At 69.7% G+C, this 24,360-nt stretch carries 25 protein-coding genes and 1 tRNA gene; 22 read left to right on the plus strand and 4 right to left on the minus strand.

What is annotated here, in order from left to right:
- Positions 1-115: 115 nt before the first annotated feature.
- The 16 genes from ABWV53_RS14285 to ABWV53_RS14360 all read left to right on the plus strand — a co-directional run bounded on the left by ABWV53_RS14285 (position 116) and on the right by ABWV53_RS14360 (position 15,729).
- On the plus strand, positions 116-1,084 hold the full coding sequence (locus ABWV53_RS14285; RefSeq protein WP_353366807.1) for an ABC transporter substrate-binding protein: 969 nt from the start codon (positions 116-118) through the stop codon (positions 1,082-1,084).
- Positions 1,084-1,893, plus strand: coding sequence for an ABC transporter permease (locus ABWV53_RS14290; RefSeq protein ID WP_353366808.1), 810 nt, complete (start codon positions 1,084-1,086; stop codon positions 1,891-1,893). The genes ABWV53_RS14285 and ABWV53_RS14290 overlap by 1 nt, the downstream gene beginning before the upstream one ends.
- Positions 1,893-2,672 (plus strand): ABC transporter ATP-binding protein, encoded by a 780-nt coding sequence (locus tag ABWV53_RS14295; RefSeq protein ID WP_353366809.1) that lies wholly within the window; start codon positions 1,893-1,895, stop codon positions 2,670-2,672. The genes ABWV53_RS14290 and ABWV53_RS14295 overlap by 1 nt, the downstream gene beginning before the upstream one ends.
- A 25-nt stretch (positions 2,673-2,697) precedes the next feature.
- Entirely contained in the window at positions 2,698-3,465 is a 768-nt protein-coding gene (hutC, locus tag ABWV53_RS14300) for a histidine utilization transcriptional repressor HutC (protein ID WP_353366810.1), read from the plus strand.
- A gap of 118 nt (positions 3,466-3,583) precedes the next feature.
- Entirely contained in the window at positions 3,584-5,125 is a 1,542-nt protein-coding gene (gene hutH / locus ABWV53_RS14305) for a histidine ammonia-lyase (protein WP_353366811.1), read from the plus strand.
- Between the two features lie 59 nt (positions 5,126-5,184).
- Positions 5,185-6,915 (plus strand): urocanate hydratase, encoded by a 1,731-nt coding sequence (gene hutU, locus ABWV53_RS14310; RefSeq protein WP_353366812.1) that lies wholly within the window; start codon positions 5,185-5,187, stop codon positions 6,913-6,915.
- Between the two features lie 112 nt (positions 6,916-7,027).
- Positions 7,028-7,804 (plus strand): IclR family transcriptional regulator, encoded by a 777-nt coding sequence (locus ABWV53_RS14315; RefSeq protein ID WP_353366813.1) that lies wholly within the window; start codon positions 7,028-7,030, stop codon positions 7,802-7,804.
- Between the two features lie 102 nt (positions 7,805-7,906).
- Positions 7,907-8,662, plus strand: a complete 756-nt coding sequence (locus ABWV53_RS14320) for a glutamine ABC transporter substrate-binding protein (RefSeq protein ID WP_353366814.1) — start codon at positions 7,907-7,909, stop codon at positions 8,660-8,662.
- Between the two features lie 33 nt (positions 8,663-8,695).
- Complete coding sequence (locus ABWV53_RS14325) at positions 8,696-9,364, plus strand: amino acid ABC transporter permease (RefSeq protein WP_353366971.1); 669 nt, start codon at positions 8,696-8,698, stop codon at positions 9,362-9,364.
- Positions 9,361-10,164: an amino acid ABC transporter ATP-binding protein gene (locus ABWV53_RS14330; protein WP_353366815.1), complete on the plus strand. Its 804-nt coding sequence runs from the start codon at positions 9,361-9,363 to the stop codon at positions 10,162-10,164. The genes ABWV53_RS14325 and ABWV53_RS14330 overlap by 4 nt, the downstream gene beginning before the upstream one ends.
- Before the next feature lie 22 nt (positions 10,165-10,186).
- Complete coding sequence (locus ABWV53_RS14335) at positions 10,187-11,059, plus strand: phytanoyl-CoA dioxygenase family protein (protein ID WP_353366816.1); 873 nt, start codon at positions 10,187-10,189, stop codon at positions 11,057-11,059.
- Between the two features lie 9 nt (positions 11,060-11,068).
- Positions 11,069-11,653 (plus strand): HutD/Ves family protein, encoded by a 585-nt coding sequence (locus ABWV53_RS14340; protein ID WP_353366972.1) that lies wholly within the window; start codon positions 11,069-11,071, stop codon positions 11,651-11,653.
- A gap of 71 nt (positions 11,654-11,724) precedes the next feature.
- Positions 11,725-12,978, plus strand: a complete 1,254-nt coding sequence (gene hutI / locus ABWV53_RS14345; RefSeq protein ID WP_353366817.1) for an imidazolonepropionase — start codon at positions 11,725-11,727, stop codon at positions 12,976-12,978.
- Between the two features lie 33 nt (positions 12,979-13,011).
- Positions 13,012-14,448, plus strand: coding sequence for a formimidoylglutamate deiminase (locus tag ABWV53_RS14350; RefSeq protein ID WP_353366818.1), 1,437 nt, complete (start codon positions 13,012-13,014; stop codon positions 14,446-14,448).
- A 49-nt stretch (positions 14,449-14,497) separates the two neighbouring features.
- Positions 14,498-15,328: an N-formylglutamate deformylase gene (gene hutG / locus ABWV53_RS14355; RefSeq protein ID WP_353366819.1), complete on the plus strand. Its 831-nt coding sequence runs from the start codon at positions 14,498-14,500 to the stop codon at positions 15,326-15,328.
- A gap of 107 nt (positions 15,329-15,435) precedes the next feature.
- On the plus strand, positions 15,436-15,729 hold the full coding sequence (locus tag ABWV53_RS14360) for a hypothetical protein (RefSeq protein ID WP_502903905.1): 294 nt from the start codon (positions 15,436-15,438) through the stop codon (positions 15,727-15,729).
- A 39-nt stretch (positions 15,730-15,768) separates the two neighbouring features.
- On the opposite strand, the gene asd is transcribed toward ABWV53_RS14360, so the two are convergent.
- Positions 15,769-16,620 carry an archaetidylserine decarboxylase gene (gene asd, locus ABWV53_RS14365; protein ID WP_353366820.1) on the minus strand — a complete coding sequence of 284 codons (852 nt, stop codon included), beginning with the start codon at positions 16,618-16,620 and terminating at the stop codon, positions 15,769-15,771.
- A 309-nt stretch (positions 16,621-16,929) separates the two neighbouring features.
- Between asd and infA the strand changes: the two genes are divergently transcribed.
- From infA to ABWV53_RS14380, 3 genes are all read left to right on the plus strand, one after another.
- The gene (gene infA / locus ABWV53_RS14370; protein WP_056663735.1) at positions 16,930-17,178 is read left to right on the plus strand and encodes a translation initiation factor IF-1; all 249 of its coding nucleotides are present in this window, start codon (positions 16,930-16,932) and stop codon (positions 17,176-17,178) included.
- Between the two features lie 83 nt (positions 17,179-17,261).
- Positions 17,262-17,338, plus strand: a tRNA-Pro gene (locus ABWV53_RS14375).
- 79 nt (positions 17,339-17,417) lie between these two features.
- Positions 17,418-18,200, plus strand: a complete 783-nt coding sequence (locus ABWV53_RS14380) for an acetyltransferase domain-containing protein (protein ID WP_353366821.1) — start codon at positions 17,418-17,420, stop codon at positions 18,198-18,200.
- Between the two features lie 21 nt (positions 18,201-18,221).
- Here the strand turns inward: ABWV53_RS14380 and ABWV53_RS14385 are convergent, their stop codons facing one another.
- Positions 18,222-19,229 (minus strand): D-2-hydroxyacid dehydrogenase family protein, encoded by a 1,008-nt coding sequence (locus ABWV53_RS14385; protein ID WP_353366822.1) that lies wholly within the window; start codon positions 19,227-19,229, stop codon positions 18,222-18,224.
- Between the two features lie 333 nt (positions 19,230-19,562).
- Between ABWV53_RS14385 and ABWV53_RS14390 the strand changes: the two genes are divergently transcribed.
- Positions 19,563-21,251: a long-chain fatty acid--CoA ligase gene (locus tag ABWV53_RS14390; protein ID WP_353366823.1), complete on the plus strand. Its 1,689-nt coding sequence runs from the start codon at positions 19,563-19,565 to the stop codon at positions 21,249-21,251.
- 30 nt (positions 21,252-21,281) lie between these two features.
- Here ABWV53_RS14390 and ABWV53_RS14395 read toward each other — a convergent pair whose 3' ends face one another.
- Positions 21,282-21,647: a PilZ domain-containing protein gene (locus ABWV53_RS14395; RefSeq protein WP_353366824.1), complete on the minus strand. Its 366-nt coding sequence runs from the start codon at positions 21,645-21,647 to the stop codon at positions 21,282-21,284.
- A 133-nt stretch (positions 21,648-21,780) separates the two neighbouring features.
- On the opposite strand from ABWV53_RS14395, the gene ABWV53_RS14400 reads away from it, so the two are divergent.
- Together ABWV53_RS14400 and ABWV53_RS14405 are read left to right on the plus strand one after the other, a co-directional pair.
- Positions 21,781-22,578 (plus strand): 2OG-Fe dioxygenase family protein, encoded by a 798-nt coding sequence (locus tag ABWV53_RS14400; RefSeq protein WP_353366825.1) that lies wholly within the window; start codon positions 21,781-21,783, stop codon positions 22,576-22,578.
- 185 nt (positions 22,579-22,763) lie between these two features.
- Entirely contained in the window at positions 22,764-23,201 is a 438-nt protein-coding gene (locus tag ABWV53_RS14405; protein WP_353366826.1) for a universal stress protein, read from the plus strand.
- A 134-nt stretch (positions 23,202-23,335) separates the two neighbouring features.
- On the opposite strand, the gene ABWV53_RS14410 is transcribed toward ABWV53_RS14405, so the two are convergent.
- Positions 23,336-24,328 carry a Bug family tripartite tricarboxylate transporter substrate binding protein gene (locus ABWV53_RS14410; protein WP_353366827.1) on the minus strand — a complete coding sequence of 331 codons (993 nt, stop codon included), beginning with the start codon at positions 24,326-24,328 and terminating at the stop codon, positions 23,336-23,338.
- Positions 24,329-24,360 lie beyond the last annotated feature (32 nt).

Raw genomic sequence — 24,360 nt, forward strand, 5'->3', positions numbered from 1 at the left:
ACGTGCGTCAACTATCACCGGCAGTACGTGGTGTTTTCCCTGTATAGACAGCAGTGCGGCGCGCGCATCATTCCGCCGCGGTGGACATTCGATGGATCTCAAAGGAGCTGATCACATGAACCGAACGATGGGTTGCAAGATGGCGTCGCTGATGGCGGCGGGGGTGTGTCTGCTGGGCGCGGCCACGGCCGCGCAGGCGCAGGACACGAAGATCGCGCTGGGCATGTCGGGCTGGACGGGCTTCGCTCCGCTCACCCTGGCCGACAAGGCGGGCCTCTTCAAGAAGAACGGCCTGGACGTGGAGCTCAAGATGATTCCGCAGAAGGACCGCCACCTGGCGCTGGCTTCCAAGGCCATCCAGTGCGCGGCCACCACGGTGGAAACCCACGTCGCCTGGAACACCAACGGCGTGCCCATCGTGCAGATCTTCCAGATGGACAAGTCCTACGGCGCCGACGGCATCGCCGTGCGCAATGACGTCAAGAGCTTCGCCGACCTGAAGGGCAAGACCATCGCCGTCAGCGCCCCGGGCACCGCGCCGTACTTCGGCCTGGCCTGGATGCTGTCGAAGAACGGCATGAGACTGAAGGACGTGAAGACCGTGTCGCTGGAGCCGCAGCCGGCGGCGCAGGCCTTCGTGGCCGGCCAGAACGATGCCGCCATGACCTACGAGCCGTACCTCTCCACCGTGCGCGCCAACCCGCAGGCCGGCAAGATCCTGGCCACCACCATCGACTACCCGATGGTGATGGACACCGTGGGCTGCGCGCCCGACTGGCTCAAGGCCAACCCCAAGGCTGCGCAGGCGCTCACGCAGTCGTACTTCGACGCGCTGGAGATGATCAAGAGCGACCCGGCCAAGGCCAACGAGATCATGGGCGCGGCCGTCAAGCAGACGGGCGAGGCCTTCGCCAAGTCGTCGGCCTTCCTGCGCTGGCAGGACAAGGCGGCCAACCAGAAGTTCTTCGCGGGTGAGCTGCAGCAGTTCATGAAGGACGCCGCCGCCGTGTTGCTGGAGGCGGGCGTCATCCGCAAGCAGCCGGACAACTTCACCGCCATGTTCGACGACAGCTTCATCAAGTGATGGCCGAGCTGCGTTCGACCTCCGCCCGCCGCGCGCTGCGCCCGCTCGAGCCCGTGGGCGCGGCCACGCGCTGGCTGCTGGGCACGGCCTTCTTCGTGCTCTTCTTCGCCGTGTGGGCGGTGGCCACGCTGGGCGGCTTCGTGTCGCCCACCTTCCTGGCGAGCCCCGTCACCATGGTGCAGGAAGGCTGGCTGCTGTTCACGCAGTTCAACTTCCTGCACGACATCGGCATGACGGTTTGGCGGGTGCTGGGTGGCTTCATCCTGGCGGCCATCGTCGCGGTGCCGCTCGGCATCGGCATGGGCGCGCACAAGGGCTTCGAGGCCTTCCTCGAGCCCTTCGTCTCGTTCTGCCGCTACCTGCCGGCCTCGGCCTTCATTCCGCTGCTGATCCTGTGGGCGGGGCTGGGCGAGCTGCAGAAGCTGCTGGTGATCTTCATCGGCTCGGTGTTCCAGATCATCCTGATGGTCGCCGTCATCGTGGGCAGCGCGCGCCGCGACCTCGTCGAGGCGGCCTACACCCTCGGCGCCACGCCCACGGGCATCGTGCGCCGCGTGCTCATTCCCGGCGCCGCGCCCGACATCGCCGAGACGCTGCGCCTCGTGCTGGGCTGGGCCTGGACGTACGTGATCGTGGCGGAGCTGATCGGCTCGTCGTCGGGCATCGGCCACATGATCACCGACAGCCAGGCGCTGCTGAACACGGGGCAGATCATCTTCGGCATCATCGTGATCGGCGTCATCGGGCTGGTGTCCGATGCGCTGTTCAAGGCGCTTAACCGCCGCCTCTTCGCCTGGAGCACCATCTGATGAGCGAGCTATCCATCCAGGGCGTGTCGCGCACCTTCACATCTGCCAAGGGCCCGGCCACGCAGGCGCTGCTGCCGGTCGACTTCCACGTGGCCGACAACGATTTCGTGACCATCCTCGGCCCCTCGGGTTGCGGCAAGTCGACCATGCTGCGCATCGTGGCGGGCCTGGACCACCCCACCAGCGGGCAAGTGCTGCTGGACGGCCGCCCCGTGGACGGCCCCGGCGCCGACCGGGGCATGGTGTTCCAGAGCTACACGCTGTTCCCCTGGCTCACCATCGAGCAGAACATCCGCTTCGGCCTGCGCGAGCGCGGCATGGCAGAAAGCGCGCAGAAGGAGCGGGCGGCGTACTTCATCGCCAAGGTGGGGTTGCGCGGCTTCGAGCAGCACTATCCCAAGCAGCTCTCGGGCGGCATGCAGCAGCGCACGGCCATCGCCCGGGCGCTGGCCAACGACCCGAAGATCCTGCTGATGGACGAACCCTTCGGCGCGCTCGACAACCAGACCCGCGTGCTGATGCAGGAGCTGCTGCTCGGCATCTGGGAGGCCGAGCGCAAGACCGTGATGTTCGTCACCCACGACATCGACGAAGCCATCTTCATGGCCAACCGCGTGGCCGTGTTCAGCGCCCGGCCCGGGCGCATCAAGACCGAGCTGGCCGTGAACCTGCCGCACCCGCGGCACTACACGATCAAGACGTCGCCCGAGTTCATGCAGCTCAAGGCGCGGCTGACAGAAGAGATCCGCGCCGAGTCGATGGCCGCGGATGCGCACTGACGATGCCTCGCCCCAGGCCCGCGCCATGAAGACATCCGAACGCCCACGCACCGCCAAGGCCCCCGAAGCGCCGGCCGTGGCGCTCTACCAGCAGGTCAAGGACCACATCGTGCGCCGCATCCAGGACGGCTCCTGGCGCGCGGGCGACCGCCTGCCGTCCGAGAACGAGCTGGTGCAGCAGTTCGGCATGTCGCGCATGACCGTGAACCGCGCGCTGCGCGAGCTGATGGAGCAGGGCCGCATCGTGCGCGTGGCGGGCGTGGGCAGCTTCGTCGCGGAAGACAAGCCCCAGTCCACGCTGCTGCAGATCGCCAATCTGGCCAGCGAGATCCGCCAGCGCGGGCATGACTACCGCTGCGACGTGCTGACGGTGGAACGCGTCGCCGCGCCGCTGGACATCGCCGCCGCGCTCGATCTGCGCACCGGCGAATCGGTGTTCCATTCGCTCTGCTTGCACCGCGAGGACGGCGTGCCCGTGCAGCTGGAAGACCGCTACGTCAACCCCCGCGCCGTGCCGGAGTTCGGCGCGCAGGACTTCACCCGCCTGCAGCCTTCCGAATACCTGGTGCGCAACGTGCCGTTCGATCAGATGGAGCACGTGGTCGATGCCGTGCTGGCCACGCCGGAGCAGGCCCGCCTGCTGGACATGGCGACCACCGACCCCTGCCTGCTGCTCACGCGGCGCACCTGGTCGCGGGGCATGCCGGTCACGATCGTGCGCTGCCTGCACCCGGGCTCGCGATACCGGCTGGGCAGCCGCATCAGGGCGGACGGGCACCCACTGGTGGGTTGATCGCGGCAGGGCTGCTACCTGTCTATACAAGATGAGCTTTCCGTGGTCCAATCGGCGCATCGACTCCTGAAACCAAGCGTATTTTTCTCAAACATAGTTGTATAGACAGGATGCACACATGACTGCCACCCCGACTTCCATCGTGCTTCGCCCGGGCCATGTCACGCTGGCCGATCTGCGCGCCATCGCCGCCGGCGGTGTGCGGCTGACGCTGGATGCGGCCGCGCTGCCCGCAATGCAGGCGGCCCAGGCGGCGGTGGGCGGCATCGTGGAGGCCGACGAGGTGGTCTATGGCATCAACACCGGCTTCGGCAAGCTGGCCAGCACCAAGATCGCGCATGACCGGCTGGCCGAGCTGCAGCGCAACCTGGTGCTGTCGCACAGCGTGGGCACGGGCGAGGCGCTGGGCGACGACGTGGTGCGCATGGTGCTCGCCACCAAGGCCATCAGCCTGGCGCGTGGCCACTCGGGCGTGCGCCCGGCGCTGGTCGATGCGCTGCTGGCGCTGGCCAACGCCGACGTGCTGCCGGTGATTCCCGCCAAGGGCTCGGTCGGCGCCTCGGGCGACCTGGCGCCCCTGGCGCACCTGGCCTGCGTGCTGATCGGCGAGGGATTCGCCAAGGTCGGCGGGCAGGTGGTGTCCGGAAGCGAGGCCATGGCGTCCATCGGCCTCGCGCCCTTCGTGCTCGGCCCCAAGGAAGGGCTGGCGCTGCTCAACGGCACGCAGGTCTCCACCGCGCTCGCGCTGGCCGGCCTGTTCGGCGCCGAAAGCGTGTTCGCCGCCGGGCTGGTGGCCGGCTGCCTGACGCTCGAAGCCATCAAGGGCTCGGTCAAGCCGTTCGATGCGCGCATCCACGAAGCGCGTGGCCAGGCCGGGCAGATCGCCGTCGCTGCGGCGGTGCGCGGCCTGCTGGAAGGCAGCGCCATCGACCCGTCCCACCCGAACTGCGGCCGCGTGCAGGATCCGTATTCCATCCGCTGCGTGCCGCAGGTGATGGGCGCCTGCCTGGACAACCTGACCCATGCCGCCCGCGTGCTGCAGATCGAGGCCAATGCCGCGTCGGACAACCCGCTGGTCTTCACGGACACGGGCGAGGTCATCTCCGGCGGCAACTTCCACGCCGAGCCGGTCGCCTTCGCGGCCGACATCTTGGCGCTGGCGCTGGCCGAGATCGGCGCCATGTCCGAGCGCCGCCTGGCGCTGCTGCTCGACACGGGGCTCTCGGGCCTGCCGGCCTTTCTCATCCGCGACAGCGGCGTCAACTCGGGCTTCATGATCGCGCAGGTCACCGCCGCCGCGCTGGCAGCCGAAAACCAGTGCCTTGCCAACCCGAGCAGCGTGACCAGCCTGCCCACCTCGGCCAACCAGGAAGACCATGTCTCCATGGCCACATACGCCGCCCGCCGGCTGCTGGACATGGCCCGCAACACGGGCGTCATCGTGGGCATCGAGGCCATGGCGGCCGCGCAGGGCATGGAGTTCGACAGATCGTTGAAAAGCTCGGTGCTGGTCGAGGCGCAGTTCGCCGCCATCCGCGCGCGCGTCGATTTTCTCGAGCAGGACCGCTACCTCGCGCCCGACATCGAGGCCATGCGCATCTGGGCGCAAGAGGGCTCGTGGCCCGACCCACTCGTCGCCTGCCTGCCCAGCTACCAGTGATCGCCCGACCCAGTCATAGCCTGACCGTACCGCCCCTTTTTCCAGGAAGGACCAATGCCATGAACGCCAACGTCGCCATGCTCTCCACCGCCGCATCTTCGCCCGCCGACCCGCGCCACGACCCCACCCGCGTCATCCGCGCACCCCGGGGCAGCCAGCTCCACTGCAAGAACTGGCTGGCCGAGGCCGCGTACCGCATGCTGCAGAACAACCTCGATCCGGACGTGGCCGAGAACCCGCAGTCGCTGGTGGTGTATGGCGGCATCGGCCGCGCCGCACGCAACTGGGAATGCTTCGACCAGATCCTGTCGTCGCTGAAAGATCTGGAGGCCGACGAGTCGCTGCTGATCCAGTCCGGCAAGCCGGTGGGCGTGTTCAAGACGCACGAGAACGCCCCGCGCGTGCTGCTGGCCAATTCCAACCTGGTGCCCAAGTGGGGCAACTGGGAGCACTTCAACGAACTGGACCGCAAGGGCCTCTTCATGTACGGCCAGATGACCGCCGGCAGCTGGATCTACATCGGCAGCCAGGGCATCGTGCAGGGCACGTTCGAGACCTTCGTCGAGGCCGGCCGCCAGCACTACGGCAACGACCTGTCGGGCAAGTGGATCCTGACGGCCGGGCTGGGCGGAATGGGCGGCGCGCAGCCGCTCGCCGCCACGCTGGCCGGCGCCTGCTCGCTGACCATCGAATGCAAGCAGAGCAGCATCGACTTTCGCCTGCGCACCCGCTACGTGGACAAGCAGGCCCGGGACATCGACGACGCGCTGGCGCTCATCGCGCACCACACGGCGAAAAAGGAAGCGGTCTCCATCGCCCTGCTGGGCAACGCGGCCGAGGTGCTGCCGGAGCTGGTGCGCCGCGCGAAGGCCGGTGGCCCGAAGCCCGACATCGTGACCGACCAGACCTCCGCGCATGACCTGGTCAACGGCTACCTGCCGGTGGGCTGGACGGTGCCGCAGTGGCAGGCCGCCGCGGCCGACCCGGCCCAGCACGCCCGCCTGGTGCAGGCGGCGGCCGAGGGCTGCGCCGTGCACGTGCAGGCCATGCTCGACCTCCAGGCACTGGGCGTGCCCACGGTCGACTACGGCAACAACATCCGCCAGGTGGCCTTCGACCAGGGTGTGAAGAACGCCTTCGATTTCCCAGGTTTCGTGCCGGCCTACATCCGCCCGCTGTTCTGCGAGGGCAAGGGCCCGTTCCGCTGGGTGGCCCTGTCGGGCGACCCGGAAGACATCTACAAGACCGACGCCAAGATCAAGGAGCTGTTCCCCGAGAACAAGCACACCCACCGCTGGCTCGACATGGCCCGCGAGCGCATCGCCTTCCAGGGCCTGCCCGCGCGCATCTGCTGGCTGGGCCTGGGCGAGCGCCACCAGGCGGCGCTGGCCTTCAACGAGATGGTGAAGAACGGCGAGCTCAAGGCCCCCATCGTCATCGGCCGCGACCACCTGGACACCGGCTCCGTCGCCAGCCCCAACCGCGAGACCGAGGCCATGAAGGACGGCACTGACGCCGTGAGCGACTGGCCGCTGCTGAACGCGCTGCTCAACACCGCCGGCGGCGCCACCTGGGTCAGCCTGCACCACGGCGGCGGCGTGGGCATGGGCTATTCGCAGCATGCCGGCGTGGTGATCGTGGCCGATGGCACGCCCGAGGCCGCGGCGCGCCTGGCCCGGGTGTTGTGGAACGACCCAGCCAGCGGCGTGATGCGCCACGCCGACGCGGGCTACGACATCGCCATCGCCACGGCGAAACGGCACGGGTTGAAGCTACCGATGGTGAAGTGACGGTGGAGAGTGACGGTGGGTTGGGCCCGGCCGGGAGGCGAGGGCGGGCGTTTCCCCGTCAGCGTTAAAAAAGGGAGTGGCGGTCTCAGATCATGGGAATGAGGGGCTAGGTATGCAGGCGCAGAGCTTTGATACTGACGGCGTGATCCAGACCGCCCACGCCCCCGTGCCGACTGCAGACCGCGTGCTGCAGGTGCTGGCCGTGCTGGCCCAGCAGGGCCAGGCCATGTCGGCCGCCGAGCTGATGGAGCAGACGGGCCTGGCCCGCAGCACGCTCTACCGCCAACTGGCGCGGCTCAAGCGCTGGGGCTTCGTGCTGGAGACCGATGGCAGCTATGCCCCGGGGCCGCTGGGCCTGCAGCTGGCGCTGGGGTTCGACCTCGCGTCGCACCTGGTGCGCCAGGCGCGGCAGGACATGGTCGATCTGGCGCGGCAGTCCGGCGAAAGCGTCGGCCTCGTCGTCGCGGTGAACGACCAGGCCATCTGCCTGGACATGGTGGAGAGCCAGCAGTCCCTGCGCTGCTCGTTCGAGAAGGGTCGCAGCGTGCCGCTGCGCGCGGGCGCGTCGGCCAAGTGCCTGTGGGCGCACCTTACCGCAGCCAGCCGTGATGCCTTGCTGGACGCCCACCACGGCATGCAGACGGCGGAGCGCGAGGCGGCGGCGGCAGAACTCCAGGCGATCCGCGCCGCCGGCTTCGCCGTCTCGTCCGGCGAGGTGGACCCGGGCGTGTGGGGCTGCAGCGTGCCGCTGTTCGGCGCATCGCGCCAGGCCGCCGGCGCCATCACGCTGATGGCACCCATCTTGCGAGCCCAGGGGCAGGAACCGGCCCTGATCCGCATGGCCGTGGTGGCCGCGGCGCGCATTTCGCGGCAACTGGTGCTGCACTGACACCGCCCGGCCGCGCCAGCCCATGGGTTCCCGTCCCCCTTTCTCTTTCCCTCGTTCTCCCTTCCCGCCCACCTTCCTCGCATCTGCAAAGAAAGCCCTCCCATGAACATCCGCCGCCATTTCCTGCTGTCGTCCGTTGCTGTCCTGGCCTGCATGGCCGGCAGCGTGCAAGCCCAGGGCAATGCCCTGCGCGTGGGCACCGACGCTACCTTTCCGCCGATGGAATTCGTCGAGAACGGCAAGCGCACCGGCTTCGACGTCGAGCTGGTGGAAGCCGTCGCCAAGACCCTGGGCCGGCCGGTCGAGTGGGTGGACATCGACTTCAAGGGCCTGATCCCCGGCCTCATCTCCAAGCGCTTCGACATGGCGGTGTCCGCCATCTACATCACCGACGAGCGCAAGAAGGTGGTGGACTTCACCGAGCCCTACTACGCGGGCGGCCTGGTGGTGATGGTCAAGGACGGCAACACCAGCATCAAGACGCCTGCGGACCTGGACGGCAAGAAGGTGTCGGTGCAGGTCGGCACCAAGTCGGTGGCTTTCCTGACCGAGAAGTATCCCAAGGTGCAGCGTGTCGAGGTGGAAAAGAACCAGGAGATGTTCAACCTCGTAGACATCGGCCGCGCCGATGCCGCCGTCACCGGCAAGCCCGCCGCCTACCAGTACACCCGCACCCGTCCCGGCCTGCGCGTGCTGGGCGAGCAGCTCACCACCGAGGAATACGGCATGGCGCTGCGCAAGGACACGCCGGAGCTGACCCGGGCCGTGAACGGCGCCATCGCGAAGCTCAAGGCCGACGGCACCTACGACGCCATCGTCAAGAAGTGGTTCAGCGGCAGCGCCGCGGCCAGCAAGTAAGACGGGCCGCTCGAGCCAACGACCGGCTGAATGATGGAACTCGACTTCTCTCCCGTCTGGGCGGGCATTCCGCAGCTGCTGCAGGGCGCGCTGGTCACGGTGGAGATCACCGCCGCCGCGCTGCTGCTGGGCTGCGTGCTGGGGTTGCTGGTGGGCATCGGCCGCCTCAACCCGAAGACCCGCATCGTCTACGGACTCTGCACGGCCTATGTGGCCGTGATCCGCGGCACGCCGTTGCTGGTGCAGCTCTTCATCCTGTTCTTCGGCCTGCCGCAGTTCGGCATCCTGCTGCCGGCCTTCGTGTGCGGGGTGCTGGGGCTGGGCATCTATTCGGGGGCCTATGTCTCCGAGATCGTGCGCGGCGCCATCCAGTCCATCGACCGGGGGCAAATGGAGGCCGCGCGATCCATCGGAATGTCGTCGGGCATGGCGATGCGCACCGTGATCCTGCCGCAGGCCGTGGTGCGCATGATTCCGCCGCTGGGCAACGAATTCATCGCGCTCATCAAGAATTCGGCGCTGGTGTCGCTGCTCACCATCCACGACGTCATGCACGAAGGGCAGAAGATCATCAGCGTGTCGTACCGCTCGCTGGAGGTGTACCTGGCCATCGCCGTCGTGTACTTCGTGCTGACGGGCCTGACCACGCTGGCCCTGCGCCGCATCGAATTGCGCCTGCGCGCGGGAGGGATGGTGCAATGACCGCGATCGACGCAACGACGACGACTACGACCACTACGACGACTGCCGGCCCGCTGGTGCGCGTGCGGGGCCTGCGCAAGGCCTACGGCTCCCACGTGGTGCTGAACGGCATCGACTTCGACGTGCAGCCGTCGCAGGTGGTGGTGGTGATCGGGCCCAGCGGCTCGGGCAAGAGCACCTTCCTGCGCTGCTGCAACGGCCTGGAGCAGCCCCAGGGCGGGCGCATCGACATCTGCGGGCGCACGCTGGTCGACGAGGGCCGGGTGCTGCCCGAGCGCGAGCTCAACGGGCTGCGCGAAGAAGTGGGCATGGTGTTCCAGTCGTTCAACCTGTTCCCGCATCTCTCGGTGATGGACAACGTGACGCTGGGGCCGCGCAAGCTGCACGGCGTGCCGCGTGCCCGGGCGGAAGCCGAGGCCCGCGCATTGCTCGACAAGGTGGGCCTGGGCCACAAGGCCGAGGCCATGCCGGCCAGCCTCTCGGGCGGGCAGAAGCAGCGGGTGGCCATTGCGCGGGCGCTGGCCATGAAGCCCCGGGTGATGCTGTTCGACGAGCCCACCTCGGCCCTGGACCCCGAGCTGGTGGGCGAGGTGCTGCAGGTGATGAAGCTGCTGGCGCGTGAAGGCATGACCATGATCGTCGTCACGCACGAGATGGACTTCGCACGCGAGGTGGGCGACGTGGTCGTGGTGATGGACGGCGGCGGCATCATCGAGGCCGGCCCGCCCGCCACCATCTTCACCCGCCCGACCCAGGAGCGCACGCGCTCCTTCCTGCAGGCCGTGCTGACGCGCGCCTGAACCCACGCCGGAGACGACGCCCATGGTCATCACGCCCCACGCCCTGCACGACGCCTTGCGCCAGCGGGTGCGCGAGCAGGTCACACCCGCCCTGGTGGCGGACTTCGCGCGCGACGGCGCGGTGTGCATCCGGCAACTGCTCACGCCGGCCGAAGTGGCGCTGCTGCGGGGCGGCATCGACGCCAACCTGGCCGCGCCCAGCCCGCGCGCGAAGATCGCGAGCCGCCCGGACGACCCGGGCCGCTTCTTCGAGGACTTCTGCAACTGGCAGGACAACCCCGCCTACGGCCGCTTCATCGCCGAGACGCCTGTGGCGCTGGCCGCGCAGCGGCTGATGCAGTCGCGCAGCGTGCGGCTCTACCACGACCACGTGCTGGTCAAGGAGCCCGGCACGCGCCAGCGCACCCCCTGGCACCAGGACCAGCCCTACTACAACATCGACGGCCTGCAGAACGTGAGCTGCTGGATCCCCGTGGATGCGGTGCCGCGCGCCAGCACGCTGGAATTCGTCGCCGGCTCGCACCGAGGGCCGTGGCTCATGCCGCGCAGCTTCATGGACCAGCAGGCGAAGTGGTTCCCCGAAGGCAGCCTGCAGGATCTGCCCGACGTGGAGGCCGACCGCGGCGCGTTCGACATCCTGGGCTGGGAGATCGAGCCCGGCGACGTGGTGTGCTTTCACATGCTGGCGCTGCATGCGGCCGGCGGCTTCGAGGGGCCGGGCCGGCGGCGGGTGTTCTCGGTGCGCTTTCTGGGCGACGACGTGCGCCACGCGCCCCGCCCCTGGAAGACCTCGCCCGATTTCCCCGGCCTGGCCGACCAACTGCCCGCCGGCGCGCCCATGGCACACCCGCTGTTCCCGCTGCTGGCGGGCGACGAACAACCTCGGACACCCTGATCCATGGCATTGCACCGTTTCGACCTGAACGACATCGCGCCCACCCCCTGGAAGAACGGCGGCGGCACCACGCGTGAGATCGCCTGCTGGCCCCCGGGTGCCGGCATGGGCGACTTCGGCTGGCGCGTGAGCGTGGCCACGGTCGCCCAGGCCGGCCCGTTCTCGGCCTTTCCGGGGGTGGACCGGCAGATCATGTGGCTGTCCGGCGGCGGCCTGCAGCTGCGGTCGGCCGACGGTGCGATCGACCAGCTCCTGCAGGCGCCGTGGCGGCCCTTCGCGTTCGCGGGCGAAACCGCGCTCGACTGCACACTGGCCGGCGGGGTGTCGCAGGACTTCAACCTCATGCTGCGGCGCGGCGCCTGGCGCGGCGACCTCGAGGTCGTGCACCAGCGCGTGCAGCCGGGCTCAAGCCCGGCCGGGCTCTGCATGGTGCTGGCCGGCACCTGGCGGCAGGGCGGGGCGGCGCTGCGGCCCGGCCAGGGCGTGTGGTGGAGCAAGGCGACGGCGGCGCAGCCGCTGGCGCCGGAACCGGCGGCGCAGGGCGCCGGCGCGCCTCCCGCGCTCGCCTGGATCGCGCTGCATCCTGAAAATTGAACAAAATCGGCCGCTGGCGCCCGTCGATCAAGCGCCGGCAGCTATTGAAAATGTAGCAAATGGAGTCTCCCATGTCCCCGTTCTCCGCAGCGTCCCTGCCCAGCGCCGACGGCATCTGGGCCGATGTGCGCCTGGCAGACGGCCTGGCGCAGCCCGACGTGCCGGTGCCGCCGGGCGAGGCCGCCGCCATCGTCGTGCAGCAGGGGCTGATGCGCTGGGTCGGCCCCGCCGCCGCGCTGCCCGATGCCTTCGTCGGCCTGCCGCGCCGGGCTGGGCAGGGCCGGCTGGCCACGCCGGGCCTGGTCGACTGCCACACCCACCTGGTGTATGGCGGCCAGCGCGCCAACGAGTTCGCCATGCGCCTGGCGGGCGCCAGCTATGAAGAGGTGGCGCGCGCGGGCGGCGGCATCGTGTCGTCGGTGCGGGCGACCCGCGCCGCCACCGAAGACGAACTCTTCGCCCAGGCCGCGCCGCGCCTGCAGGCCCTGCTGGACGAGGGCGTCTGCGCGGTGGAGATCAAGTCCGGCTACGGCCTGGCGCTGGAGCATGAACGCAAGCAGCTGCGCGTGGCCCGTCGGCTGGGCGAGGCCTTCGGCGTGACGGTGCGCACCACCTTCCTGGGCGCCCACGCGCTGCCGCCCGAATACGCCGGCCGCAGCCAGGACTACATCGACCTCGTCTGCGGCAGCATGCTGCCGGCGCTGGCCGGCGAAGGCCTGGTGGACGCGGTGGACGTGTTCTGCGAGCGCATCGCCTTCACGCTGGCGGAAACCGAGCAGGTCTTCCAGGCCGCGCAGCGCCTGGGGCTGCCGGTCAAGCTGCATGCCGAGCAACTCTCCGACATGGGCGGCGCCCAGCTGGCGGCGCGCTACGGGGCGCTGTCGTGCGACCACATCGAGCACCTGTCGGCCCAGGGCATCGCCGCCATGCGCGCCGCCGGCACGGTGGCCGTGCTGCTGCCCGGCGCCTACTACACGCTGCGCGACACGCACCTGCCGCCCATCCAGGCACTGCGCGATGCGGGCGTTCCGATGGCCGTCTCCACCGACCACAACCCCGGCACCTCGCCCGCACTGAGCCTGCGCCTCATGGCCAACATGGCCTGCACGCTGTTCCGGTTCACCGTGCCCGAGGCGCTGGCCGGCATCACCACCCACGCCGCGCATGCGCTGGGCCTGCAGGCATCGCATGGGCTGATCGCTTCCGGCCGCCCCGCCCATTTCGTGCTCTGGCCCGTGGCCGAGGCGGCCGAGATCGCCTATTGGTTCGGCGACCGGCCGGCCTGCACCGTGGTGCGCCAGGGCCGCGTGGCGCGGGGCGGCTGAAGGCCCATGCGGCCGCAAGGAGAACGAAGACACATGCCTGCCTCCCTCGACATTTCCTCCGATCCACTCGGCCACGCGCCGCCCCCCGGCGGCGGCGCCCTGTTCGCCGCCCACGCCTTGCTGCCGCAGGGGTGGGCGCGCGACGTGCTGCTGCAGTGGGACGCGGCCGGCACGCTGCAATCGGTGCAGCCCGGCGCCCAGCCCGGCGGCGCGGACCTGGCGCCCGGGCCGCTCATCCCCGGCATGCCCAACCTGCATTCGCATGCTTTCCAGCGGGCCTTTGCCGGGCTGACGGAATACCGGGGCGAAAGCCAGGACAGCTTCTGGAGCTGGCGCAACCTGATGTACCGCTTCGCCGCTCGCATCACGCCCGAGTCGCTGGAGGCCATCGCCACCTGGCTCTACGTGGAGATGCTGGAGGCCGGCTACACCTCGGTCTGCGAGTTCCATTACGTGCACCACGACCAGGACGGCACCCCCTACGCCGACGACGCCACGCTGGCGCACGCGCTGCTGCGCGCAGCGCGCACGGCCGGCATCGGCATCACGCTGTTGCCCGTGCTCTACCAGACCAGCGGCTTCGGCGCCACGCCGCCCCGCCAGGACCAGTCGCGGTTCATCCGGTCCACCGACTCGATGCTATCGTTATTGGAGCGCCTGGCCCCCGTGGTACGGGCGCAGGGCGCCTGTCTGGGCCTGGCTCCGCACTCGCTGCGGGCCGTGCCGCCCGATGGCCTGCGTGCCGCGCTGGCGGGGCTGGCCGCCCTCGATGCGCACGCGCCCATCCACATCCACATCGCCGAGCAGACGCAGGAGGTGGACGACTGCCTGGCCTGGAGCGGCCAGCGGCCGGTGCAGTGGCTGCTGGACCATGCCGCCGTCGATGCGCGGTGGTGCCTGGTGCATGCCACCCACATGACGCCCGATGAATACGCCGCCGCCGCCCGCACCGGCGCCGTGGCGGGGCTGTGCCCCACCACCGAGGCCAACCTGGGCGACGGCCTGTTCGACGTGCCGCTCTGGCGCCAGCACGGCGGCCGGTGGGGCGTGGGCTCCGACAGCCACGCCTGCGTCAACGCGGCCGAGGAACTGATGCTGCTCGAATACGGCCAGCGGCTGGCCACCCGCCAGCGCAACGTGCTGGCCACCACGGCCCAGCCGCAGGTGGCCACCGCGATGACGCTGCAGGCTGTGCAGGGCGGGGCGCAGGCGGCCGGGCGCCCCGTGGCGGGCCTCGCCGTCGGCCAGCAGGCCGACTGGGTCGCGCTCGATGGCAGCCATATCGCGCTGCAGGGGCTGCCGGTGGAAAGCCAGCTGGGCGCCCATGTGTTCGGCAGCCACCGCACTTGCGCCGTGCACGGCGTGTGGGTGGCCGGCCGGCAGCGCGTGCAGGCCGGCCGCCACCCGCTGCACTCCCCGGCGGCCGAGGCGTTCGTGCGTGCGCGCGGCGCCACCATTCATACTGGCTGATCTTTTCCGATGCCCTGCGCCGACCCGTTTCGGCCACCCTTGCGAATCCATGACCGACATCCAAACCGCTACCGCTTCCATTCCTCCGTTCACCTTCCACCAGGGCACCGCGCCGCTGCTCGTGTCCATGCCCCACGTCGGCACCCATGTGCCGCCGTCGATCGCCAAGCGCTTCACCGACGAAGCGCGGCAGGTGCCCGATACCGACTGGCATCTGGAGCGCCTGTACGCATTCGCCCGCGAACTGGGCGCGTCCATCCTCGTCGCCACGCATTCGCGTTACGTGATCGACTTGAACCGCCCGCCGGATGGCGCCAGCCTCTACCCCGGCCAGAGCGTGACGGGCCTGTGCCCGGTCGACACCTTCGACGACACGCCCATCTACGCGCAGGGCGACGTGCCGGACGCGGCCGAGACGGCTGCAAGGCGCGACGCGGTCTGGGCGCCGTACCACGCGCAACTGGCGAGCGAGCTGGAACGCATCCGCGCCGCTCACGGCGTCGCGGTGCTGTGGGACGCGCATTCCATCCGGTCCGTGCTGCCGCGCTTCTTCGACGGCCGGCTGCCCGACCTGAACCTGGGAACGGCCGACGGCGCCAGCTGCGCGCCCGAGCTGGCCCGGCCGCTTCTGGCCATCGGCGAGGCGAGCGGCTTTTCCGCCGTGCTCAACGGGCGTTTCAAGGGCGGGCACATCACCCGTCAGTACGGCCGCCCGGCCGAGAACGTGCACGCGGTGCAGCTGGAGATGACACAGGCCAGCTACATGCAGGAGGCACTGCCCTTCGACTACCTGCCCGAGGTGGCTGCGCGGGTGCAACCCACGCTGCAACGCATGCTCGAAGCCGCGCTGCAGTTCGCGCAGTCGAACGCCCGACGCTGAGCCCGGCCTGGCTCGGTACCGTCGCCGCCGGTGCCGGTTATGCGTGCCGGGTTGCTGATCACCTGATTTCGGCCGCCCGAGTCGTTTACATCCGCTAACATTAGCGCATGCATGAATTGCAAACCGCTTCAGGCAACCCGACGTCCGCGCCCGCCACGGCCGGCGACGCGGCGCCGCCCTGGGGCTGGGCCGAGACGTTCTGCATGCCGGTGTTCAGGCCCGGAACCCGCGTGCGCATGGGCGGCACGTGGCAGACGGTGAGCCATGTGATGCTGCGGCGCCTGGAGCTCGCCATCTACCTGGTGGGCCAGGAAAAGCCGGTGGACCCGGACAAGCTGGAACTCGAGCCGACCACCTTCACGACGCGGCGGGTGGCACCGCCGCAGGTGCAGCCGCAGTGATTGCCGGCCTGGCGTAACCGGCTGACCTTTGGGGGAGTGTCAGGCGTGGAGCCGGCGCGCCATCGCCTCGCCCAGGCGCGTATGCCGCAAGGGCACCCAGCCGGGCTCGAACTGGACCGCCCCGCGCTGGAACAGCAGCACCACGGTGGAGCCGAGCATGAAGCGCCCCATCTCCTCGCCCTGGCCGAGGGTGATCTCCCGGTCGGCGTAGTCCCAGCGCACCAGCCGCCCCGGGCGCGGGGGGTTGACCTGGCCGTGCCACACCGTCGCCATGCTGCCCACGATGGTCGCGCCCACCAGCACCAGGGCCATGCGGCCCAGCGGGGTGTCGAAGAGGCAGACCACCCGCTCGTTGCGGGCGAAGAGCCCCGGCACGCCGCGCGCCGTCAGCGGGTTGACCGAAAACAGATCGCCCGGCACATGCACCATGGACAGCAGCCGCCCGGCGCAGGGCATGTGGATGCGGTGGTAGTCGCGCGGGCTCAGGTAGATGGTGGCGAAGCTGCCGTCGTCGAATGGCGCCGCCATCGCTGCGTCGCCGCCCAGCAGCGCCGTGGTCGAATAGTGGTGGCCCTTGGCCTGGAAGATCTGGTCGTGGGCGATGGGGCCCATCTGGCTCACCGCGCCATCCACCGGGCAGACCACGTCCGCCTGGGCCAGCGGGCGGGCGCCCGGGCGCAGGGCGCGGGTGAAGAAGTCGTTGAAGGTGGCGTAGCTGGTGATGTCGGGGTTGGCCGCCTCCTGCATGTCCACGCCGTATTGCGCCACGAACCGCCGGATCGCCGAGGTGGTGAAGCGGCCCGCTTGGGCGGAGGCGAAACGCCCGGCGATCAGGGTGAGCGCCTGCTTGGGCAGCAGGTACTGGGGGAGGACGGCGAGGCGGTCAGACACGTGGGAGAAATCCTTGGGGGTGGGCGGCCCATTCTAGGGGCGCGCCCGGGCAGGCGAGGGCGGCGCTCTCCTGCATGGCGCTCTCCAGCGTAGCGCGGTACAATCGACAGGCTAATGCACAGCCGATTGCCTGTCCATTGAAGCCGTCGCCCCCGGGCCCTTTCGCCTGCTGCGCCCCGGGTGCCGCGACTCCCCTGCATGCCATGCCCGCGCTGCCGAGCCATTCGACAGGCACGGCGGCCCGCCGTGAGCTCCAACCCGCATGCAGGTGCACCCCAGAATAATCGTTATTGGAATCCGACTAGAAACATGGCAAAAGAAGAACTGATTGAGATGCAGGGCTCCGTGACGGAAGTGCTGCCCGACTCGCGCTTTCGCGTCACGCTGGACAACGGCCACCAGCTCATCGCCTACACCGGCGGCAAGATGCGCAAGCACCACATCCGCATCCTGGCGGGCGACAAGGTGTCGCTCGAGCTCTCCCCTTACGACCTGACCAAGGGCCGCATCACCTTCCGTCATCTGGCCGGTCGCGGCCCGGGTCCGTCCAGCCGTTGATGCGGGCCTGCTGCGAAAAATATCGCGGCAACTGCTGCGAATTGGCCAGAAGGGCTCTTTTTGCAGGTTAGAATTCGATTTGTCGGAGCGTAGCGCAGCCTGGTAGCGCATCTGCTTTGGGAGCAGAGGGTCGCGAGTTCGAATCCCGCCGCTCCGACCATTGATTCAAGGGGTTGTACCGCAAGGTGCAACCCCTTTGTCATTTCCGGCTCCGCCATCGCACCCTGCACCCGCACCGCATGCCTTCGGTTCCTGCTGCCTCGCCCCTGCCATCGCCAGCCGCTGCCCAGCGGCTGGAGGGTGTCGATGCATTGCGTGGCGTCGCCATGCTGTGGATGACGGTGTTCCATTTCTGCTTCGACCTGAGCCATTTCGGCTACTGGGTGCAGAACTTCCGCTTCGACCCTGTCTGGACCGTGCAGCGCACGCTCATCGTGAGCATGTTCCTCGCCTGCGCGGGGCTGGGCCAGGCGCTGGCCCATGCGCAGGGCCTGGGCTGGCGGCGGTTCGGCCGGCGGTGGGCGCAGGTGGCGGGCGCGGCGCTGCTGGTCACGGCCGGCTCGGCCTGGATGTTTCCGCGCACCTACATCTATTTCGGCGTGCTGCACGGCATGGCCGTGATGCTGCTGATCGCCCGGCTGAGCGCCCCGGCGGGCCGCTGGCTGTGGCCTGCGGGGCTGATCGCGCTGCTGCTGCCCACCGTGGCCGGCTGGGCGCTGGCCGGGCCGCTGGCCTGCGCGGCCGATCTCTTCGACAGCCGGGCGCTCAATTGGCTGGGGCTCGTCACCCACAAGCCCGCCACGGAAGACTACGTGCCGGTGCTGCCCTGGCTGGGCGTGATGTGGTGGGGCATGGCGGCAGGCCAGTGGCTGCTGCGCCATCGCCCGCACTGGCTGGCCTGGAACGCCCCCCGGGGGTTGCGCTGGCTGCCCGCGCTGGGGCGGCACAGCCTGGTCTACTACCTGCTGCACCAGCCGGTGATGATCGGCGCGCTCATGGCCTGGGGCCAGCTGGCGCGCTGAACCGCGAGCCGCGCTGCTTTTTCAGCGCCTGACCTGCAGCGCGCCCGGGTTCACGATGTTGGTCGGCGTGCCGCGGATGTAGTTCACCACGTTGTCGAATGCGGCGCCGAAATAGAGCTCGTAGCTGTCCTGCTCGACGTAGCCGATGTGGGGCGTGCAGATGCAGTTCTCCAGCCGCAGCAGGGCATGGCCCTGCAGGATGGGCTCGCTCTCGAACACATCCACCGCCGCCATGCCGGGCCGGCCCCGGTTGAGCGCCGCGATGAGCGCATCGGGCTGGATCAGCTCCGCGCGCGAGGTGTTGACGATGAGCGACGTGGGCTTCATCGCCGACAGGTCCTCCAGCGTGACGATGCCGCGGGTCTCGTCGTTCAGGCGCAGATGCAGGGACACCACGTCGCACTCCGAGAAGAACTCCTCGCGCGTGCGCGCCACCTGCAGGCCGTCGCCCAGCGCCTGCGCGCGCGAGGCCTCCCGGCCCCACACCCGCACGTTCATGCCGAAGGCGCGGCCGTAGCCCGCAACGATCTGCCCGATGCGGCCGTAGCCCCAGATGCCCAGCGTCTTGCCGCGCAGCACGGTGCCTATGCCGAAGTTGGGCGGCATCGAGGCTGAGCGCAGGCCCGACTGCTGCCAGGCGCCGTGCTTCAGGTTGGCGATGTACTGCGGCAGGCGGCGCATGGCCGCCATGATGAGCGCCCAGGTCAGCTCGGCCGGTGCCACCGGGGAACCCACGCCTTCGGCCACGGCGATGCCGCGCTCGGTGCAGGCCTGCACGTCGACATGGCTGCCGACCTTGCCCGTCTGGGCGATGAGCCGCAGGCGGGGGAGCTTGTCCACCAGCTGGCGCGTGATCTGCGTGCGTTCGCGCACCAGCACGATGATGTCCGCATCCTTCAGGCGCACCGACAGCTGGCCCAGGCCCTTGACGGTGTTGGTGTAGACCTTGGCGGAATAGGCGTCCAGCCGCGACGCGCAATGCAGTTTGCGGACCGCGTCCTGGTAGTCGTCGAGTATGACTATGTTCATGTTGTCCGTTGCGTCCGCACCCCGAGGGGCGGTCCCAGGGCCCGGAATCGGGTTCCGTCGCCACTGGCTACTCAAGAAAAAAAGCGAAGTCGGCAGGGCAGTCGCGTTGCACGCTGCGTTGTGGTGCATTGTCGTTCATCCCCACGAGCCCACGGCCGCAGCGGGGCTTGCGAGCGGCCCTGGGGGACACACCGTTACAAAACGCCGGGCTCCCGGGCGCACCGGGGCGGGGCCGCGCGCCGGGCGGTCGCGTGGGTGACGCCCCATTGGTGCGATCCCCAATACGGGCCACGGCGCGGCTCTTTAGGCTGTGGCGGCAAAGGAAGACCGTTCATGCCCCCTCATCATCGATTCTGGCCGCGCCGGCTGCCGCACGCGCTGCGCGTTCCCGCCACCTCGCTCTGGGACAACCTGGCCACCAGCGCACGCCGCTACCCGCACAAGGCGGCACTGGTGTTCTTCGGCACGGCCATGCCGTACGGCGAGCTGGCGGCGTCGGCCGAGCGGCTGGCCGCGCGGCTGCATGCCCTGGGCGTGCGCAAGGGCGACCGCGTGGTGCTCTGCATGCAGAACTGCCCGCAACTGGTGCTGGCGCATTTCGCCATCCTGCGGGCCAACGCGGTGGTGGTTCCCGTCAACCCGATGAACCGGGCGCAGGAGCTGCAGCACTACATCACCGACCCCGACACCCGCGTGGCCATCACCACGGCCGACCTCGCGCCCGAGCTGGCTGCGGCCAGCGATGCGCTGACGGCCGATGCGGCCTTGCGCCATCTCATCGTCACCCAGTTCACCGACGCGTTCGACCCCGCCGCCTCCGGCCCCGATGCGGTACCCCCGCAATGGCGCGACTGGCTCTGCACGCAGCGCCCGCTGCCCACGCTGGCGCACGGGCAGGTGCATGCCTGGTCGGACGCCCTGGCCTGCGACGACGCGCCGCCCCCGCACGACGCGGTGAGTGCCGACATGGCCGTGCTGCCCTACACCAGCGGCACCACCGGCCTGCCCAAGGGCTGCATGCACCCGCACCGCAGCATCATGCACAACGCGGTGGCCGGCAGCCTCTGGGGCACTGGCACGCCCGAGAGCGTGGTGCTGGCGGTGGTGCCCATGTTCCACATCACCGGCATGGTCAGCGTCATGCACACCGCGATCTATTCCGGCTCCACGCTCGTCGTCATGCCACGCTGGGACCGCGACCTGGCCGGCCGGCTGATCTCGCACTACCGCGTGACCAGCTGGACCAACATTCCGACCATGATCATCGACCTGCTGGCCAGCCCGCATTTCGGCGACTACGACCTGTCGAGCCTGGTCTACATCGGCGGCGGCGGCGCGGCCATGCCGCAGGCCGTGGCCCAGCGGCTCTTCGACCACTACGGCCTGCGCTATTCGGAGGGCTATGGCCTGACCGAAACTGCCGCGCCCTCGCATTCCAATCCGCCGGACCATCCCAAGCAGCAGTGCCTGGGCATTCCCTTCATGAGCACCGATGCGCGCGTGATCGATCCCGACACCCTGCAGGAAGTGGGGGTGGGCGAGCAGGGCGAGATCGTGATCCACGGCCCCGAAGTGTTCGACGGCTACTGGAAGCGCCCGGACGCCACCGAATCGGCCTTCATCGAGCTGGACGGCAAGCGCTTCTTCCGCTCCGGGGACCTGGGCCACCGCGACGAGGACGGCTATTTCTTCCTGACCGACCGGCTCAAGCGCATGATCAACGCGAGCGGCTTCAAGGTGTGGCCGGCGGAGGTGGAGGCGCTGATGTTCCGCCACCCCGCCATCCAAGAGGCGTGCGTGATCTCGGCACGCGACGCCTACCGGGGCGAGACGGTCAAGGCCGTGGTGGTGGTACGGCCCGACCAGCGCGGGCAGGTGTCCGAGGCGGACATCGCCGCCTGGTGCCACGAGCACATGGCCGTGTACAAGGCGCCGCGCATCGTGCAGTTCGTCGATGCGCTGCCCAAGAGCGGCAGCGGCAAGGTGATGTGGCGGGCGCTGCAGGAGGCCGAGCCACAATAGCCTGCCGGGCCCGCACCCCTGGCGGCCTCGTCAGGCGGGTGCCGCCAGCTCGCCCAGCTCGCGCTCCAGCAGGGCGAGGTCTTCCAGCTGCAGCTCGATCAGCCGGCGCAGATGGGTGACGCTGTCCAGGTCGATCACCCGGCACAGCACGCCGACGTGCGTGCCATCGATGTGCGCCACTTCGGCGCTCATGGCGATGTGCGCATCGCCCGGCGGCAGCGGCAGCGACAGCTGGCAGGGCATGCCCACCGCCAGCGCCACGTCGGCGGGCCGCTCCAGCAACGCCCCCTGGAGCGACAGATCCAGCACCCGCACCGCGAACGTGCCGTGGCCGGTGGTGAATTGCGCCGGCGCATGAAAGCCGATGCGGACGAAATGGCGGCGCTCTGAAGGCATGGGAAGACGCTCCTGGTGGACGGCAGCCATGCTAGCGCACGGCGGCCGCCCTGCGTGCAACCGGGGGCGCGGCCTGGCGAGGCGCCCGCTGGCCCAGCGCCGCCCGGCCCCGTTGGCCTTAAGCTCGCAGGCCATGGGCCACATCACGTTCTCTCCCCCCTATGCGTCGCCAGCCGACATCGCACCGCAACTGCGCGACCTGGGCCATGTGGTCCTGCGCCCGCAGGGCGTGATGGCCTGGTCGGGCACCACGGCTGGCGAATTGCAGGCCCTCGCCGCCAGTTGGGCCGATCTGCCGCCCGATGAATTCCTCAAGGACGGTGGCCGCTACCGCCGCCGCAGGCACGCCAGCTTCGTGGCGGAGCCCGCGGCGTCGCGCGGCGACGGCGGCATGCAGCTGCGCAGCGTGGCGCACCGCGCCCATTGGCAGCCGGTGGAATACAACGCCCTGCACGGCGGCATGGAGCGCTGGTTCGCGCCGGTCGCCGACGCGGTGCTGCAGGCTCCCGCCTGGCAGCGCCTGCTGGCCGCGCTGGCGTCGCTGGCGCAGTGCGCGCTGGCCACGGCGCCCGAGCCCTGGTTTGTCGAGGCCCACCAGTTCCGCATCGACACCGCAGGCGGCATCGGCCGTCCCACGCCCGAGGGCGCGCACCGCGACGGCGTGGACCTGGTGGCGGTGTTCCTGGTCGCGCGGGAGGGCGTCAAAGGGGGCGAGACGCGCATCTTCGACGCGGCCAGCCCTTTCGGCCAGCGCTTCACGCTGACCGAGCCCTGGTCGGTACTGCTGCTGGACGACACGCGCATGATCCACGAGACAACGCCCATCCAGCCAGTGGCTGAGGGCGGCTGGCGCGACACGCTGGTCGTGACCTGCCGGCGCGGCGGCTTCCAGGACGCGGTGGAAGGCGCCGCCAAAATCCCTGCGGCGTGATGGGCATCAAACCATCGCACGGGTGGCGCTGCCACACTAGGGGCACCTCTGCACGATGGCCGTGCCCCGGGCGAATTCCCCTGAGGGGGCACGCACCCGACGGACGCGGCGACGCGGGCAGGGACGGCGGCCCGGACCTCGACCGGCGACCGGGCCTTCCTTCCAACTCTTGAGGAGAAGACAACATGTTCCAGCACATTCTGATTCCCGTCGATGGTTCGAACACCGCGATGACCGCAGTGGCCAAGGCGGCCGGCCTGGCCAAGGCCTTCGGCAGCAAGGTGACGGCGCTGTACGTGGTCGATCCTTACCCGTTCACCGGCGTGGGCGCGGACTTCGCCTATGGCCAGTCGCAGTACCTGAGCGCCGCCACGGCCGAGGCCAACACCGCGCTCGACGCCGCCAAGGCCGCGCTGGAAGAGGCCGGCGTGCCGGTGGCCACGCTGGTGGGTGAAGGCCATGCCGTGCACGACGGCATCGTGCGCGCCGCCGAAACCGCTGGCGCCGACCTGATCGTGATGGGCTCGCACGGCCGGCGCGGGCTGGAAAAGCTGGTGCTGGGCAGCGTGACGCAGCGCGTGCTGGGCGTGGCCAAGGTGCCGGTGCTGGTCGTGCGCGACTGACGCGCTTGCCCCGGCGGTGAGCGCCTGCGCCGGCCGCTGAAGGCAATGAAAAAAGGCTCCCGCAGCGACCGCTGCCGGAGCCTTTTGTCTTGGAGCCCGCGCTGCCGCAGCGGCATGCGCAGGGGCTCGGCGGCTTATTCGATCTTGGCGCCCGAAGCCTCGACGATGCCCTTCCACTTGGCATAGTCGTCACGGAACAACTTGTTGAACTGGCTCACCGACAGGGCCTCGGCCTCGGCGCCCTGGGCCTGGATGGCGGCCTTCATCTCCGGCATGGCCAGCAGCTTGTTGACCTCGGCGTTCACCCGCGTCACCACCGAGGCGGGCGTGCCGGCCGGGGCGAACAGCCCGTACCAGGTGCTGACGTCGAAGCCCGCGTAGCCCGATTCGGCCACCGTGGGCACGTCGGGCAGCGAAGAGCTGCGGCGGGCCGACGTGACGGCCAGCGGCCGCAGCTTGCCCGACTTGATCTGGCCGATGGCGGACGGCACCGAGGAGACCAGCAGGTCCACGTTGCCCGAGAGCGCGTCCATCAGGGCCGGGTTCGAGCCCTTGTACGGCACGTGCACCAGCTTCACGCCGGAGGCCTTCTCGAACAGGTCACCCGCCAGGTGGATGGACGTGCCGTTGCCCGGCGAGCCGTAGGTGATGGTGCCCGGCGTGGCCTTGGCCGCCGCCACCACGTCGGCCAGCGTCTTGAAGCGGGAGTTGGCGCTGGTCGCGATCAGCACCGGCGTGTAGGCGACGTGTGCGATGGGGGTGAGGTCGCGCGTGGGCTCCCACGGCAGGTTCTTGTAGAGCCATGGCCCGATGACCAGGTTGTCCTTCTGGCCCATCACCAGCTCGTAGCCGGTGGGCGCGGCGCGCACGGTTTCGGTGATGCCGAGGGTGCCGCCGGCGCCAGGCCGGTTGTCGGCCACCACCGTCCACTTTGCGGATTCGCCCAGCTTCGTAGCCACCAGCCGCGCCAGGATGTCGGTGCCGCCGCCGGGCGGAAAGGGCACCACCATGCGGATCGGCTTGGTGGGGTAGTCGGTGCTGCCGGCCGCCGCGGGAGCGGTCTGCGCCTGGGCGGCGGTGCCCAGCGCGAGCGCGAGGGCGGTGAAGGACACGAGGTTGCGAATCATGGTGCGGTTGTCTCCGTGGTGGTCAAAACAGT

This window comes from Acidovorax sp. FG27 (assembly GCF_040365715.1).
Taxonomy (GTDB): domain Bacteria; phylum Pseudomonadota; class Gammaproteobacteria; order Burkholderiales; family Burkholderiaceae_C; genus Paracidovorax.